12 protein-coding genes, 1 tRNA gene and 2 pseudogenes are annotated in these 16,143 nt (G+C 68.9%); 7 read left to right on the plus strand and 8 right to left on the minus strand.

Annotated features, from left to right (window positions below; all coding sequences use genetic code 11):
• Positions 1–2: 2 nt before the first annotated feature.
• The 3 genes from eboE to AC068B_RS14250 all read left to right on the plus strand — a co-directional run bounded on the left by eboE (position 3) and on the right by AC068B_RS14250 (position 3,755).
• Positions 3–1,172, plus strand: a complete 1,170-nt coding sequence (gene eboE / locus AC068B_RS14240) for a metabolite traffic protein EboE (protein WP_478671650.1) — start codon at positions 3–5, stop codon at positions 1,170–1,172.
• Entirely contained in the window at positions 1,169–2,545 is a 1,377-nt protein-coding gene (locus AC068B_RS14245) for an alkaline phosphatase family protein (RefSeq protein ID WP_478671652.1), read from the plus strand. Before eboE ends, AC068B_RS14245 begins: the two co-directional genes overlap by 4 nt.
• A gap of 148 nt (positions 2,546–2,693) precedes the next feature.
• Positions 2,694–3,755 (plus strand): sugar phosphate isomerase/epimerase family protein, encoded by a 1,062-nt coding sequence (locus AC068B_RS14250; protein ID WP_478671654.1) that lies wholly within the window; start codon positions 2,694–2,696, stop codon positions 3,753–3,755.
• Positions 3,756–3,825: 70 nt separating this feature from the next.
• Here AC068B_RS14250 and AC068B_RS14255 read toward each other — a convergent pair whose 3' ends face one another.
• From AC068B_RS14255 to AC068B_RS14275, 5 genes and pseudogenes are all read right to left on the minus strand, one after another.
• Complete coding sequence (locus AC068B_RS14255) at positions 3,826–5,205, minus strand: OFA family MFS transporter (protein ID WP_478671655.1); 1,380 nt, start codon at positions 5,203–5,205, stop codon at positions 3,826–3,828.
• A 1-nt stretch (position 5,206) separates the two neighbouring features.
• Positions 5,207–5,666: pseudogene (locus AC068B_RS14260) on the minus strand (MFS transporter); the annotation flags it as partial.
• A complete protein-coding gene (locus AC068B_RS14265) occupies positions 5,629–7,782 on the minus strand; it encodes an acetate--CoA ligase family protein (RefSeq protein WP_478671656.1) in 2,154 nt (717 codons plus the stop codon). The pseudogene AC068B_RS14260 and the gene AC068B_RS14265, both read right to left, overlap by 38 nt.
• Positions 7,783–7,785: 3 nt before the next feature.
• Positions 7,786–9,015, minus strand: a complete 1,230-nt coding sequence (gene frc / locus AC068B_RS14270) for a formyl-CoA transferase (protein ID WP_356259252.1) — start codon at positions 9,013–9,015, stop codon at positions 7,786–7,788.
• Between the two features lie 15 nt (positions 9,016–9,030).
• Complete coding sequence (locus tag AC068B_RS14275) at positions 9,031–10,716, minus strand: thiamine pyrophosphate-binding protein (protein ID WP_478671658.1); 1,686 nt, start codon at positions 10,714–10,716, stop codon at positions 9,031–9,033.
• Positions 10,717–10,913: 197 nt separating this feature from the next.
• Between AC068B_RS14275 and AC068B_RS14280 the strand changes: the two are divergent.
• Together AC068B_RS14280 and AC068B_RS14285 are read left to right on the plus strand one after the other, a co-directional pair.
• A pseudogene (locus AC068B_RS14280) lies at positions 10,914–11,423 on the plus strand (ATP-grasp domain-containing protein); the annotation flags it as partial.
• Positions 11,424–11,681: 258 nt separating this feature from the next.
• Entirely contained in the window at positions 11,682–12,440 is a 759-nt protein-coding gene (locus AC068B_RS14285) for an aldehyde dehydrogenase family protein (protein WP_478672076.1), read from the plus strand.
• A gap of 64 nt (positions 12,441–12,504) precedes the next feature.
• Here the strand turns inward: AC068B_RS14285 and AC068B_RS14290 are convergent, their stop codons facing one another.
• Positions 12,505–13,848, minus strand: a complete 1,344-nt coding sequence (locus AC068B_RS14290; RefSeq protein ID WP_478671659.1) for a DUF2254 domain-containing protein — start codon at positions 13,846–13,848, stop codon at positions 12,505–12,507.
• A gap of 141 nt (positions 13,849–13,989) precedes the next feature.
• On the opposite strand from AC068B_RS14290, the gene AC068B_RS14295 reads away from it, so the two are divergent.
• A tRNA-Leu gene (locus AC068B_RS14295) sits at positions 13,990–14,074 on the plus strand.
• Positions 14,075–14,222: 148 nt separating this feature from the next.
• On the opposite strand, the gene AC068B_RS14300 is transcribed toward AC068B_RS14295, so the two are convergent.
• Positions 14,223–14,846 (minus strand): TetR/AcrR family transcriptional regulator, encoded by a 624-nt coding sequence (locus AC068B_RS14300; RefSeq protein WP_478671661.1) that lies wholly within the window; start codon positions 14,844–14,846, stop codon positions 14,223–14,225.
• A gap of 74 nt (positions 14,847–14,920) precedes the next feature.
• On the opposite strand from AC068B_RS14300, the gene AC068B_RS14305 reads away from it, so the two are divergent.
• A complete protein-coding gene (locus AC068B_RS14305; RefSeq protein ID WP_478671662.1) occupies positions 14,921–15,337 on the plus strand; it encodes a MarR family winged helix-turn-helix transcriptional regulator in 417 nt (138 codons plus the stop codon).
• 37 nt (positions 15,338–15,374) lie between these two features.
• On the opposite strand, the gene AC068B_RS14310 is transcribed toward AC068B_RS14305, so the two are convergent.
• A complete protein-coding gene (locus AC068B_RS14310; RefSeq protein WP_478671663.1) occupies positions 15,375–16,037 on the minus strand; it encodes a GntR family transcriptional regulator in 663 nt (220 codons plus the stop codon).
• Between the last annotated feature and the right edge of the window lie 106 nt (positions 16,038–16,143).

The raw sequence follows: 16,143 nt of genomic DNA on the forward strand, positions 1-16,143 counted from the left end.
CCATGCGCTTCCGGCACCCCGACGGCTCCACCGTCCACCTCGCCTACTGCACCAACGTCCACCCGGCCGAGACCCTCGACGGCGTGCTCGCCCAGCTCCGCGACCACTGTGAGCCCGTGCGCAAACGGCTCGGCAGAGATCGCATCGGCATCGGTCTGTGGCTCGCCAAGGACGCCGCAAGCGCCCTCATCACCGATCCCGCGGCGCTGCGAGGCCTGCGCACCGAACTCGACCGGCGCGGCCTGGAAGTCGTCACCCTCAACGGCTTCCCCTATGAAGGATTCGGCGCGGAACAGGTCAAGTACCGCGTGTACAAGCCGGACTGGACCGATCCGGAGCGTCTCAGCCACACCACCGACCTGGCCAGGCTGCTCGCCGCGCTGCTCCCCGACGACGTCACCGAAGGCACCATCTCCACGCTCCCGCTCGCCTGGCGCACCCCCTTCGACGCCCCGCGCGCCGAAACCGCTCGAACGGCCCTCACCGCGCTGGCCCAACGCCTCGACGCCCTCGCCGAGCTGACCGGCCGCTCCATCCGCATCGGCCTCGAACCCGAGCCCGGCTGCACCGTCGAGACGACCGCCGACGCCATCGCTCCCCTCACCGCGGTCGGCCACGACCGCATCGGTGTCTGTGTCGACACCTGTCACCTCGCCACCTCCTTCGAAGATCCGCAGACCGCCCTCGACGCCCTCGCCGCCGCAGGCGTCCCCGTCGTCAAGTCGCAGCTGTCCGCCGCGCTCCACGCCGAACACCCCCACCTCCCCGATGTACGCGAAGCCCTCGCCGCCTTCGACGAACCCCGTTTCCTCCACCAGACCCGCACCCTGACCGGAGCCGGTCTGCGCGGCACGGACGACCTCGGCGAAGCACTCACCACCGACGCGCTGCCCGACACCGCCCCCTGGCGCGCCCACTTCCACGTCCCCCTCCACGCGGCCCCGGCCGCGCCCCTCACCTCCACGCTCCCCGTCCTCCAGGACGTCCTGACCCGGCTCGTCGGCGGGCCCGTCCCCCTCACCCGCCATCTCGAGGTCGAGACCTACACCTGGCAGGCCCTCCCGCCCGCGCTGCGCCCGCGCGGCCGCCCCCAGCTCGCCGAGGGCATCGCCGCGGAACTCTCCCTCGCCCGCGACCTCCTGACCGACCTCGGCCTCAAGGAACTCCCATGACCCCGACCCCCTTGCTGGTCCTCGACGTCGTCGGCCTCACCCCGCGCCTTCTCGACCACATGCCGCACCTCAAAGCGCTCGGCCAGGCCGGGTCCAGAGCGCCGCTCGGCACCGTCCTGCCCGCCGTCACCTGCGCCGCACAGTCCACCTTCCTGACCGGCACCACCCCCGCCGAGCACGGCATCGTCGGCAACGGCTGGTACTTCCGTGAGCTCGGCGACGTACTCCTGTGGCGTCAGCACAACGGGCTGGTCTCCGGCGACAAGCTGTGGGACGCGGCCCGTCGCGCACACCCCGGCTACACCGTGGCCAACGTCTGCTGGTGGTACGCCATGGGCGCCGACACCGACTTCACCATCACCCCCCGCCCCGTCTACTACGCCGACGGCCGCAAAGAACCCGACTGCTACACCCGGCCCCCGGCCCTCCACGACGAACTCACCGAGAAACTCGGTACCTTCCCCCTCTTCCACTTCTGGGGCCCCGGCGCCGACATCGTGTCCAGCCGCTGGATCGTGGACGCCACCCGGCACATCATCGACACCCGCCACCCCGACCTCGCCCTGTGCTACCTCCCTCACCTCGATTACGACCTGCAGCGCTTCGGCCCCGACGACCCGCGCTCCTTCCGTGCGGCCGCCGAGCTCGACGCGACCGTCGCGCCGCTCCTGGACGACGCGAAGGCAGAGGGCAGGACCGTCGTCGCGCTGTCCGAGTACGGCATCACCCGGGTGAACCGCCCCGTCGACATCAACCGGGTGCTGCGCCGCGCAGGTCTGCTGGAGGTGCACACCCAGGACGGCATGGAGTACCTCGACCCGATGGCATCCAGGGCCTTCGCCGTCGCCGACCACCAGATCGCCCACATCTACGTCCGCCGCCCGGAAGACCTCGACGCCACCCGCGCCGCCCTCGCGGACGTCGCCGGAATCGAGCAACTCCTCGATGACGAAGGCAAGAAGGACCACCACCTGGACCATCCGCGCTCCGGCGAACTCGTCGCCGTCGCGGAGCCGGACGCCTGGTTCACGTACTACTACTGGCTCGACGACGCCCGCGCGCCCGACTTCGCGCAGCTCGTCGAGATCCACCGCAAACCCGGCTACGACCCCGTCGAGCTCTTCATGGACCCCCAGGACCCGTACGTCCGCGTCAAGGCCGCGGGCGCGCTGGCCCGCAAGAAGCTCGGCATGCGCTATCGCATGGCGGTCGTGCCCCTGGATCCGTCACCTATTCGCGGCAGCCATGGCCGCCTGCCCACGAGCGAGGACGAAAGTCCGCTCATTCTGTGCTCCACCCCCCGCGCCGTCAGCGGCCGCGTCGCGGCCACCGATGTGAAATCGCTCCTGCTCGACCTCGCGGGTCTGCGGTGATGTCCACTGACCCGCGTCGCTGAATCTGCTTGATCTCCACTGAACCAGACAGCTCGGGCCCTGCCATCAGGGCCCGACCCTCAGCGATCCCTGATCCGTTCTTCGAACCCATCCCTGACGCGCCCCTGATGCCCACGAGGAGAACCGCATGAGCCGCAAGCCGACCTCCACCGATCCTGAACTCGCCCGCAGACTCAGCCGACGCGGCGCGCTCGGTGTGGCCGCCGGAGCCACCGCCGCGGCGCTCGTCGGGGCAGCCGCCCCCACTGCCTCGGCGGCCCCGAGCGCCTCAGCGGCCGCAGGCAAGGGGCACGGCCATCCCGTCCTGCCGCCGGGGCGCCTCGGCATCCAGCTCTACAGCCTGCGCGACAAGGTTTCCACCGTCGGATTCGCGCCCGTCTTCGCCGAGTTGGAGAAGTACGGATACGACGAGATCGAATTCGCCGGATACACCCAGGGCTCGGCGGGCGCCATCACCCTCGCCCAGCTCAAGGCGCTGGCTCGCGACCACGGCCTGAATCCCATCGGGTCCCACGTCGGTTACTACGACGACAACAATCCCAACGCGTACACCTTCGCGCAGAACCTCACCAAGGTCCTGGACGAGGCGGAGGCCCTCGGTCTGAAGCACATCGGCACCGCCTCGGGCCCCTTCCGCTACGGCACCACGGTCGACGCCTGGAAGCGTGCGGCGGAGGACTTCAACACGTACGGCGAAGCGGCCCGCAAGCGCGGCATGAAGTTCTACCAGCACAACCACGCCGAGGAGTTCTCCTTCGCCACCGACAAGCCGAAGGTCCGCCTCTACGACGTGCTCCTTGCCGAGACCGACCCCGACTTCGTCTACCTGGAGATGGACATCTACTGGGCGTTCAGCGCCCAGTTCCGCTTCGGCAAGCGGGTCGACGGCACCCCGGCCCCCTTCCACCCGCTCGATTACGTACTGAAGCAGCCCCACCGCTATCCCCTGTTCCACGTCAAGGACGGCATCCGAGACGAGAGCACCCGCGACGGCTATCGCATGACGGATGTCGGCGACGGCGACATCGACTACAAGAAGTTCCTGTCAAAGGTGACCGCGCGCACCCACCAGGGCCGGCGCTACCACCACTGGCAGACCGAGCACGACAACCCGGTCGAGTCGTATGCCTTCGCCCGCAAGTCCAGCGAGCACCTGCACTCGCTGCGCTCCGGCCGGTGCGGCGACTGATCGCATGACGGCGTGGATGGGCCCTCCTGCGCGGCGGCGGGAGGGCCCATCCACGAGCGGCCGGGGGCCGCTAGACCAGAACTCCACGCACGCGTGGTGCTTCCGGCTGCCGCAGCAGCAAGGAGAGGCCTGCCGCGATCAGCGACACGACACCTGCGGTCACATAGGCGCCGATGTACCCCCAGGAGTCCACGACCATCGCGCCCATACCACCGCCGAACAGCCCGGACACGAGCTTCGCGCTGTACACCATGCCGTAGTTGGAGGCGTTGTTGTTCTCTCCGAAGTAGTCCGGTACCAGGGCCGCGAACAGGGGATAGAACGCGCCGCCCGCGAAGCCGGAGAGGAAGGCGAAGACGAGGAACAGGGGCTGGCTGCCGATTTCACCGGCCCACAGCACGCCGAACTGCGCCACCGCGAGCACCAGACAGACGTACGTCAGGGTCGGTTGCCTGCCCAGACGGTCCGACAGCCAGCCGACCACCCCGCGGCCCGTTCCGTTGATCACCGACATGACGCCCATCGAGGATGCCGCGATGAGTGGCCCGAAGCCCATCTCCTTCGCGAAGGGAACCTGGAAGGAGATCCCGAAGATGGACACTCCGGCGCAGCAGAGCATGCACACCCACATCAGGGGGATCACGCCGGTGTGCAGTGCCTCTCCGGGAGTGAACTGCCGGACAGCGGGCGGGTTCTTCGCCAGGGCCACCGCGGTGCGGGGGTCGCCGCCGCGCCGCAGCGGGTCCACCTCGGCAGGCCACCAGTTCTTCGGCGGATCCTTGAAGAACAGCCCCGCCACCAGCGTCACGGCGAGCACGTAGAAGCCGACGAGGTCCAGCACGGTGCGGTAGTTGGACGTGTCGAAGCCGTAGGAGAACAGGAAGATGAACGGCACCGCTCCGTAGGCGAACCCGCCGTTGACGAAGCCTGTCTTGCCGCCGCGTCGCTCGGGATACCACTTGCCGACCATGTTCACGCAGGTCGAGTAGATCAGTCCGGACCCGACGCCGCCGAGCAGGCCGAAGCCGACCATGGCGGCTGCCACGTTCGGGGCGTGGCTGAGGCTGACGAAGCCGAGCAGCGACAGGACCGAGCCCGTCAGCATGGCCGCCCTACTGGTCAGAATGCCCTTCTCGCGCAGCTTGCCCGCGGGGAAGGAGACCCCGGCCTGGAAGAAGATCCAGACGCTGAGCACCCAGAACGTGTTCGACGACGTCCAGTGGTGAGCGGCGGACAGGGTGTCCTCGGCCGCTCCGAAGGCGTACTCGAAGACGCTGATGGCGAGCATGGCCACCCAGGGCAGCGCCACCATCGTCCAGCGGGGGCGGCCGAGGATCTCCCGGTCGCTCTCGCCGATGCGGTAGACGCGCCCGCGCGCGTCCTTGAGCTCTCTGTACGGCGCGTCGTGATCGGCCGACGCGTTGGGTCCGGCGATGGGCTCCGCCGTCATGTCAAGCCATCTCCTCACCGAGAGGTTGCGGATTGGGGCTGATGTTCTTGGAATTCGGCCTGCCGGGTTGCGACAGGAAGAGCGCGATGAATCCGGCGAACAGGGATATCGAGCCGGCCAGGGTGAATGCGCCGGTGTGGCCCCCAGTGGCTCACCACTACGGCCCCCATGCCGGAGCCAAGGAGCCCGGAAACGAGCTTCGAGCTGTAGACCAGGCCGTAGTTGGCGGCGTTGTTGTTCTCGCCGAAGTAGTCCGCCGTCATGGCCGCGAACATCGGGATGATGGCGCCGCCGAAGCCGGAGATGCTGGAGAAGATCAGGAAGAGCGGGAGGTTCTAGATCTCGGCGGCCCACAGGATGCCGTACCGCGCCAGGCCGAGGACGACGCAGACGAAGATCAGGCAGCGTTTCCGTCCGTAGCGCTCATCGACCGCCCCCCAACAGCCCGGCCGCCCGCGCCCACCGGTACTTGGCGCCGAGCGCGGCGACCGGCTTCTCGGTCGTGTAGGGGTACGCCACGACTCCCCGCTCGAAGAGGTACTGGCAGGCCTCCTCCACCTCGACGTCGCCCGCCAGCGATGCCACCACGGGCTTCTCGATGCCGCGCGCGCGGAACTCCGCCACCACGCGGGCCGTCAGTTCGGCGAAGACCATGGGCGGGGTCACGATGGTGTGCCAGTAGCCGAGCACGAGGGCGTGGATGCGCGGGTCCTCCAGACCGAGCCTGATCGTCGCCTCGTACGTCGACGGCGGCTCGCCGCCCGTGATGTCCACGGGGTTCCCCGCGGCCCCGAAAGGCGGGATGAACGCCTTGAAGGCCGCGTCCAGGTCCTCGGGGATGTCCATCAGCCGCAGGCCGTTGTCGGTCACCGCGTCGGAGAGCAGCACGCCCGAGCCGCCGGCGCCGGTGATGATGACGATGTCGTCGCCCTTGGGGGTGGGCAGCACCGGCAACGCGCGCGCGTACTCGAGCATTTCGTTGAGCCCCGGCGCCCGGATGACGCCCGCCTGCCTGAGGATGTCGTCGTACACGGCGTCGTCTCCGGCGAGCGCGCCCGTGTGCGAGCCGGCGGCCTTGGCTCCCGCGGCCGTGCGCCCTGCTTTGAGGACCACGACCGGCTTCTTCGGGACGGTCGCGCGCGCGGCCTCCACGAAGGCGCGGCCGTCCTTGAGGTCCTCCAGGTGCATGGCGATGCACTGTGTTTGGGGGTCCTCGCCGAACCACGTGAGGAGGTCGTCCTCGTCCAGGTCGGACTTGTTGCCGAGCCCGACGATCGCCGAAACCCCTGTCTTCGTGGTCCGCGCGAAGCCGAGGATCGCCATGCCGATGCCGCCCGACTGGCTCGTCAGTGCCACCGGGCCCTTCACGTCGTACGGGGTGCAGAACGTGGCGCACAGGTCCTGCCACGTCGAGTAGTAGCCGTAGATGTTGGGTCCGAGGAGCCGCACGCCGTGCCGTTCGCCTATGGCCACGATCTCGTCCTGGAGGGCGTGCTCGCCCGTCTCCGCGAAGCCGGAGGGGATCAGGACCGCATTGGGTACGCCCTTGCGGCCGACCTCCTCCAGGGCTGACGCGACGAGCTTGGCGGGGATCGCGAAGACCGCCACATCCACCTCGCCCGGAACGTCCGTGACACTCTCGTACGCCTTGCGGCCCAAGATGTCATCGGCTCTGGGATTCACCGGATGGATCTCTCCGGAGAAGCCGCCGTCGATGAGGTTGCGCATCACCGAATTGCCGATCTTCCCCGCCTCGTTGGAGGCGCCGATGACCGCGACGGAGCGGGGCCGCATGAGTCGGCGCATGGAGGCGAGCATCTCCGCGCGCGTGTAGGTGCGCCGCGCCTTGGGTGCTCCTTCGGAGAGGATGATGCGGACATCCGCCGCGACCGCGCCGTGCGGTGTGGCGACCACCGGGTTGAGGTCGACCTCGGCGATCTCCGGGAAGTCGGTGACCAGTCGTGAGACCCGGCGGATCTGCTCGGCGAGGGCCCACCGGTCCACCGGCTGCGCGCCGCGCACTCCGCGAAGGATCTCCGCCGCCCGGATCGAGTCGAGCATGGAGACCGCCTCGTCGGCGTCCACGGGCGCCAGGCGGAAGGTGACGTCCTTGAGCACCTCCACGAGCACTCCGCCGAGCCCGAAGGCGACGATCTTCCCGAAGGTCGGGTCGGTCACCGCCCCCACGATGACCTCCTGGGCCGATGGACCGCCCGGCAGCAGCTCCTGTACCTGGACGCCCTCGATACGGGCCTGAGGTGCGTACGCGCGGGCGTTCTCGACGATGCGGTGGAAGGCGGCCCGGACATCGGCGGCGCCCTCCACACCGACCACCACGCCGCCCGCGTCGGTCTTGTGCAGGATGTCCGGGGAGACGATCTTCATGACGACGGGGCCGTCGAAATGGGAGGCGTGCGCCACGGCCTGGTCCACGTCGGTCGCCAGCTCCTCGCCCGGTACGGCGATCCCGTAGGCGTCCGCGATCACCTTGCCCTCGGGGGCGGTCAGCGACGTACGTCCTTCGGCGCGCACCGCGTCGAGGAGCGTGCGCACCCTCAGCAGGCGGTCTTCGGCCATCACTCAGATCACCCCGTTCGACTTGAGCAGACGGACTTCCTCGTCGCCGAGGCCGAGCTCGCCGATGTACACCTGTTCGTTGTGCTCGCCCAGCAGCGGTGAACTGTGCACGTCCACGGGGGAGTCGGAGAGCTTCAGCGGGGAGCCGACCGTGGTGAAGGTGCCCCGCTCGGGGTGCGCGACCTCGACGACCATCTCGTTGGCGACCAGTGAGGCGTCCTCGATGATCTCCTTGGTGGAGAGAATCGGGCCGCAGGGAATGTTGTGCGCGTTGAGCCGCTCCAGTACGTCCCACTTGGGCAGGGTCGAGGACCACTCCTCGATGAGCTGGAACATCTTGCCGAGCTTGGGGAGCCGCGCCTCCGGAGTCGCCCAGTCGGGGTCCTCGGCCAGCTCGGGACGCCCGATGAGCTCGGTGAGCGGCTGCCAGCCCACGGGCTGCACGATGACGTACACGTAGTCGTTCGGGCCGCCGGGAGCGCACTTGACGGCCCACCCGGGCTGTCCGCCGCCAGAGGCGTTCCCGGAGCGTGGGACCTCGTCCCCGAAGTCCTCGTTCGGGTACTCCGCGAGCGGCCCGTGCGCGAGCCGCTGCTGATCGCGCAGCTTGACCCGGCACAGGTTCAGCACGGCGTGCTGCATCGCCACGTTCACGCGCTGGCCGCGACCGGTGTTCTCCCTCTGGAAGAGGGCGGCGAGAATCGCCGCGACGGCGTGGATGCCGGTCCCGGAGTCGCCGATCTGGGCGCCTGTGGCGAGCGGTGGGCCCTCCTCGAAGCCGGTGGTCGACATGGAGCCGCCCATGGCCTGGGCGACTACTTCGTAGGCCTTGAAGTTGGTGTAGGGGCCTTCTCCGAAGCCTTTGATCGAGGCGTAGACGATGCGCGGGTTGATCTCCTGGATGCGGTCCCAGGTGAAGCCCATCCGGTCCACGGCACCGGGGCCGAAGTTCTCCACCATCACGTCGGACCGCCGGATCAGCTCGGTCAGGAGCTCCTTGCCGCGCTCGGTCTTGGTGTTGAGGGTGATGCTCTTCTTGTTGCAGTTGAGCATCGTGAAGTACAGGGAGTCGACGCCGGGAAGGTCACGCAGCTGCTTGCGCGTGATGTCCCCGGAGGGCGCCTCCAGCTTCACCACGTCGGCGCCGAGCCAGGCGAGCAGCTGGGTGGCGGAGGGGCCGGACTGGACGTGTGTCATGTCGAGGACGCGAATGCCTTCGAGAGCCTTGGTCATGGCCGTCAGGGCTCCTCACTTGTACATGGTCTGGTTCATGGTTCCGGGGGCGTAGGCGTCCGGGTCGACCCATACGTTGATGAGTGAGGGTTTGCCGGACTCGCGGGCGCGGCGCAGGGCCGGGCCGATGTCGGCGGGGTCGCGGACCTCTTCGCCGTGGCCGCCGAGCAGCTGGGCGAACTTGTCGTAGGGGACATCGCCGAGGGTGTTGCCGACGCGCTCGCGCTCCTTTCCGTACTTGGCCTGCTGGCCGTAACGGATCTGGTTCATCGAGGAGTTGTTGCCGACGATGCCGACGAAGGGGAGGTCGTAGCGCACGAGGGTTTCGAAGTCCCAGCCGGTGAGACTGAAGGCGCCGTCTCCGAAGAGCGCCACCACTTCCTTGTCTGGCCTGGCCTGCTTGGCGGCGAGTACGAAGGGGATGCCGACACCGAGGGTGCCGAGCGGGCCGGGGTCCATCCAATGGCCGGGCGACTTGGGCTGGACGACCTGACCGGAGAAGGTCACGATGTCGCCGCCGTCGCCGATGTAGATCGAGTCTTCTGTAAGGAAGTCGTTGATCTCGCTCACCAGGCGGTACGGGTGGATGGGCGAGGCGTCGGACTTCAGGTGCGGCAGGCGCTTTTCCACGGCGGTCTGCTCGGCGGCACGGAGTTCGTCGATCCATTCCTTGCGCCGGGAGGCTCCGCCGTTGACGCGTCCGGACGCCGCTTCGGTGACCGACTTCAGGACCAGTCCGGCGTCCCCGACGATGCCGAGGTCGACGTCCCTGTTCTTGCCGACGGTGCGGTAGTCGAGGTCGATCTGGACGACGGTGGCATCCGGGGAGAGCCGCTTTCCGTATCCCATGCGGAAGTCGAAGGGCGTGCCCACGATGACGATGAGGTCGGCGTTGGAGAAGGCGTAGCGCCGGGAGAGCTGGAAGTGGTGCGGGTCTCCCGGCGGCAGCGTGCCGCGGCCCGCCCCGTTCATGTAGGCGGGGACGTTGAGGGTGCGTACGAGTTCGATGGCGGCCTCGGTGCCCCGGGTCGTCCACACCTGGCTGCCGAGCAGGATCGCGGGCTTCTCCGCGTGCACGAGAAGGTCGGCGAGCTTCTCGACGGCCTCGGGGTCGCCGGGCGAGCGGGTGGAGGCGCGGTAGTGCCCGGCCTTGGGGACGCGGGCCTTGTCGGCCGGAACCTTGGCGTCGAGGACATCGCGGGGGATCTCCAGGAAGGACGGGCCGGGGGCACCGTGGTAGCACTCGCGGAACGCCATGGACACCATGTCGGCCGCGCGCGCGGTGTCCGGCACCGTCGCGGCGAACTTCGTGATCGGCGTCATCATGTCGACGTGCGGGAGGTCCTGGAGGGACCCCATCTTGTGCTGTGTGTGGGCGCCTTGGCCGCCGATCAGCAGCATGGGGGACTCCGCGCGAAAGGCGTTCGCCACGCCGGTGACGGCGTCGGTCGTGCCGGGGCCCGCCGTGACCACCGCACAGCCGGGCTTGCCCGTGACGCGCGCATAGCCGTCGGCCGCATGGGCCGCGACCTGCTCGTGCCGCACGTCGACGACGTCGATGCCCTCGTCGACGCAGCCGTCATAGATGTCGATGATGTGGCCGCCGCAGAGGGTGTAGATGACCTCCACGCCTTCCGCTTTGAGTGCTTTGGCGACCAGGTGTCCACCGGAGATGTCGTTCTGGCTGGTGTCGTCGGGCATGGCGAAGTCCTGTCCCTTCGTAGGGGAGTTGGAGTGCGCTCGCACGCTTTCGGGGCGCCCTCGCAGTAAATTGCATACAGTCGACGAATACTGTATGAAGCTTGTTATCCCGCATCCCGTGAGCGGTGTCCAGGAGGCGTGCGCCATTTTTGGCCGTCAGGGGACACCCCGGTCGGACGCAGCGGTCAGGAGCCGAAATGGATCTTTTCGAGCACCAGGCAAGGCAACTCTTCGCAGACCACGGCATCTTGGTGCCGCATGCCGAGGTCGCCCACACGGCCAAGGAAGCACGGGCTGCCGCGGAACGCCTCGGCGGCCGCGTCGTGGGCAGGGCCCAGGTCAAGACCGGAGGGTGAGGCAAGGCGGGCGGGGTGAAGCTCGCCGCGGACCCCGCGGCGGCGGAGATCACCGCACGCCAGATCCTCGGCATGGACATCAAGGGCCACACCGTGCGCGCCGTGATGGTGACTCAACCCTTGGATATCGCGGCAGAGTTCTACGTCTCCTATGTACTGGACCGGGCCGCCGGACGCTTCCTCGCGATCACCTCGGCCGAAGGCGGCATCGAGATCGAGGAGGTGGCGGCGGACCTCCCCGAAGCGGTGGCACGCATCCCGATCGCCCCCGCGGAAGGGGTGACACAGGAGAAGGCCGCCGACATCGCTGCCGCCGCGGGCCTCCCACCCGAAACGGCCGACACCTTGGTCAAACTCTGGCGCGTTCTGATCCACGAGGACGCCCTCCTCGTAGAGGTCAACCCGCTCGTCCGCACGGACGGCGGCGACATCCTCGCCCTCGACGGGAAGATCACGCTCGACGACAACGCCCGCTTCCGTCAGACGCGGTGGGGCGCACAGCCCGAGACGTACGACCAGGAACTGGAAGCGGCCGCCGCGGCCAAGGGCCTCAACTACGTGAAGCTCGACGGCGAGGTCGGCATCATCGGCAACGGCGCCGGACTCGTCATGTCGGCGCTCGACGTCGTCGCCGGCTGCGGCGCCCGCCCCGCCAACTACCTCGACATCAGAGGCGGCGCCTCCGCCGAGGTCATGGCGGATGGCCTCACCGTCATCCTCTCCGACCCCTCCGTGAGGTCCGTCTTCGTGAACGTCTTCGGCGGCATCACCGCCCGCGACGCCGTGGCCGACGGCATCGTCCAGGCCCTGGAGACGGTCCGGCTGACCAGGCCCCTGGTCGTCCGCCTGGACGGCAACACCGCCGCCAAGGCCAAGGAACTCGCCGACCAGGTCTCCGAAGCCGTGGACCGGGGTGCCGTCCCGCTGTACCGCGGCGCCGAGGACACGGGACGTTTCCTGCCGGGCCAGGACACGGACGCCTACCTCCACCCGGTCACGCTCCTCAACCCGCCACCGTCCTCACCCCTGCACCACGCGGAGCCGTTCGGCCCCGTCGGCACGATCGTCCTCGTCGACACCGGGGCGGAGCTCCTTGCCGCCCTGAACGCGTCGAACGGCGCGCTCGTCGCGACGCTCTCCGCCGACGAGCCGGCCACGTACGAACGCCTTGCGCCCCAGATCCGTGCCCTCAAGACAGGCCGGGGCAAGCCACGCTCGCGAGGCGACCGCGAGGAGCTCTTCGGCGGGTTCGGCGCGTCCTGGCGCGGCGCGTTCGTGGGCGGTGAGCCGCTGGTCCGTGCCGTCACGCAGGGGCCTGCGGGCGAGCAGCTGCCGGGGAACTTTCCTAGCAGCCATCGCGTGGTGTGACGGGGCGACGGACCGCGTTTACCGGCGCCCGTGCCTGCGGCTGGCCCGGACCACCTGGTCCCGGTCAGCCGATCCCCTGGCGGTCGGGCAGCAATGCGAACGTGCGGTCCGCCGCTTCCGGTACCGAGCGTTCCACGGCCTGGGCGAGGAGCTCGCGGTGTCGCAGGAGGGGCTCGCGTCGTTCCTCGGGGACGAGGAGCAGCAGGTCGTCGAGCCCGGCGAGCATGCGGCGGGTCACCTGGGGGTTGCCGATCGCGGCTCCTCTGATCTCGGTGAAGCCCAGATCGGCGAGGGCGGTCCAGTCCGGTACCGACTGCACGAGTCGCAGCGCCCCGCGCCGGTCCCGGTGTCCGAGCGCGCCCAGGGGATAGGGGGCGATCGACGCGAGGAACTGCACGATGCGGTCCAGGGCCTGTACGGCGGTCGTCGGATCGTTGACCGCGGGGGACAGGGCACGCAGAGCGATGTCGGAGAGTTGTCGCAGGCCGAACGCGAGATCCTGGTGGAAGGTGCGCTCCACGCCCACGGACACGGTGTAGCTGAGCGCCCGCCGGGACGGTGCCGTCCCGCCGTGCACCGTGAACACGGGCGTCCCCGGCACCACGAAGTCCCCGATCCGGGGGATCAGCCGCAGTACGACCCCCTGCCGTCGGGCCGCGCGCACGGCCCGCGCGATGTTCACGTCCCGCAGCACGCCCGCCCGGCCCAGATGCTTGACCCGGGCGGTCTCCGGCCCGAGCTGCTCCGTGTCCACCGGGAGCTCCGTGGGCTGCTTCACGGCCACCCGGAAGGACTCGCGGGCGATCCTGTCGATCACGAAGCCGATCCGCATCATCCGGACCGTCCCGTTCACATACGCCACGAACAACAGCAGGCTCAGCAGCACCATCGCCATCGCGAGCACCGCCTCGACCAGCGGCACGCTCGTCAGGAGGCGGGGGTCCCGCTCGCTGTCGAACGACGTGAGCGTCAGCAGGGAGAAGAGGAACGTCGCCATGAAGACGGTGAGCGTGATCTTGGTGATGCGGGACCGTACGTACAACCGCACCACCCGCGGGCTGAACTGGCCGCTGGCCATCTGCACGGCCACGAGGGAGATGCTGAAGACGACGCCGATGAAGGTCATCATGGCACTGCCGATGGTGCTGATCACCGCCTTCGCGTCGTCGGCGATCCCCATCAGGTCCTTGATCTGGTCGTACTCCCCGGAGTCCTGCAGCGCCGCGACGATCTCCGAGTCCAGCTCCGCCGCGACCCACCACAAGAGGATGGCCCCCAGCAGCCCCGCGGTCGGCGCGAACCACATGGTGTCCCGCAGATGCTCGCGGAGAGGGGACAGCATCCGGGGGCGGCGCACCTTCACGTCGCCGAGCCTTCCGGTCCCGCCGGTAATCAACCCGTCACTCATGGTGAGACTGTAGGCGGGGTGGTGCGGGGAGCCGCGCATCCCGTGGTCGGCGTGCGGATACGCAGGTGAAAGGCACTCCGAAACCTTGGTATTGTTGTCCATGTCGCCGCGGGGAACACACCGCACGGCGGCAGACACCTAGTCCGGGTGGCGGAATGGCAGACGCGCTAGCTTGAGGTGCTAGTGCCCTTTATCGGGCGTGGGGGTTCAAGTCCCCCCTCGGACACAGAGCAGAGCACAGAGTGGCGGACGGTTCGCGAGATCGTCCAGAAGCTTTCACGAGATGCCGGTGAGTCGTTACGACTCACCGGTTTTCTGTGTCTCCAGGCCTTCGGGCCGAGCGGTCGGGCGGGGTGCTGCGCCGCACGTGCGGATTACTGGCGGGGCGTCTCCGGGTGCGCTCCCAGCGCACGGATCAGCATGTCGACGAGCGAGTCCAGGAACTCCTGGCCCACGGGCATGCGACGCACTGTCAGTCGCCAGAAGATCGGAGCGGCCAACAGGTCGAGCATGAGTTCGCGATCGACGTCCTCCGGGAGTTCCCGCCGGGCGACCGCCCGGTCGATGAGGGCTTCGCCTCTCTCGCGTCGGGGGGCTCCAACATTCGCGGTGAGCGCTTCGGCGAGTTCTTCGTTGCGCAGTGCCTCGGCGACCATGTCGGGGAGGATCCGACCGAACCTGGGGTCGTTCAGCCAGGCCAGAACCGCGGTGAGCACGGCCTGGAGATCGCCCCGCAGCGATCCGGTGTCGGGAGTCTCCGCGAGCGGGACGCTGAGCTGGGACAGGGCGGAAACCGCCAGCGCGCTCTTGGACGGCCAGCGACGGTAGAGCGCGCTCTTTCCCACCCCGGCGCGTTTGGCGACAGCTTCCATCGAGAAGCGTCCGAAACCCTTTGCCGCGAGCTCGTCCAGGGCGATGTCGACGATTGCTTCCGTCAACTCCAACTGGAGCACCGCGGCACCGGTGGGCTTCCTCTTCTCACGGTCTCCGGGCTGCATGGCGGGGAGCCTAACATTTGGACGGTACCGTTCCGACCAAATGGCCGCGAGTCATCAGGGAGGGATGCTCCGATGTGCGGGAGGCTGCCGGGGGTGCCAGGCTGCCCGGCAAGCTGGAGTCGCCGCTGCGGCAGGAGCACGACCTCACCCTGTTCGAGTACCTCGTGCTCAGTCACCTCTCCGAGGCCCCGAAGCGCACGCTTCGGATGGGAGAGCTCGCCTTCCTCGCCAGCGGGTCGCTCTCCCGCCTCTCCAACGTCGTCAAACGCTGTGAGCGGCGCGGCTGGGTCGTACGGTCGCCCGACCCGGCCGACGGCCGCTACACCCTCGCCGAACTCACCGACACCGGCTTCGACATCGTGCGGCTGGCCGCGCCCACGCACCTGCGCGCCGTGCGCCGCATGGTCCTCGACTCGCTCAACACCGCCGACCAGAAGGCCCTCGTCCGCATCGCGCAGAAACTCCGCATCGTCCCCGACGACTTCGGCTGATGGAGGGGATGGGCGGGGATCAGTGCCTCGCCGCGCCTCAGGTCGTGGCCCACAGCGAGCGCACGTGGCCCAGGTGGCGCGCCATGCACTTCTCCGCGCCCTTGGCGTCGCCCGCCAGCATCAGGTCCAGAAGCTCGATGTGCTCCTCCGCCGACGGGGTCAGTTGGTCGCGCTCGTCCAGGGCCGTCAGGCCGTAGAGGCGGGAGCGCTTTCGGAGGTCGCCGACCGTCTCGACCAGACGGTCGTTGCCCGAGAGGGCGAGGAGCGACAGGTGGAAGCGGCGGTCGGCCTCCAGGTAGGCGATGAGATCGTGGTCGCGGGCGGCGCGCACGATCTCCTCGGCAACCGGACGCAGCACCTCCAGGTCCTCCCTGACCGCGGTGCGCGTGATCCGCCCGATCATGGGGACCTCGATCAGGCCGCGGATCTCCGTGTACTGGTCGAGATCGCGTTCGTTGACCTCGGTGACCCGGAAGCCCTTGTTGCGGACGGGCTCGACAAGACCCTCGCGGGCCAGGTCGAGCATCGCCTCGCGCACCGGAGTCGCCGAGATGCCGAAGTCCTCGGCGAGGCCCGGCGCGGAGTAGATCTCGCCGGGGCGCAGCTCGCCGGAGATCAGGGCGGCCCGCAGGGCGTGGCCGACCTGGTCGCGCAGCCGCTCCCTGGTGGTGATGAGGTTCTTCTGCTTCAGGTGCCCCATGGTGTCCCCTCCGGTGGTACCCGCGCCCGCGCGGATCACCAAAGTACAATGTCACGTTGCCAGTTGGGGGCCGGGTGGCGAGGAAACTCCCAGGTGGAGGCGTGGG

This window comes from Streptomyces sp. NPDC042371 (assembly GCF_056437465.1).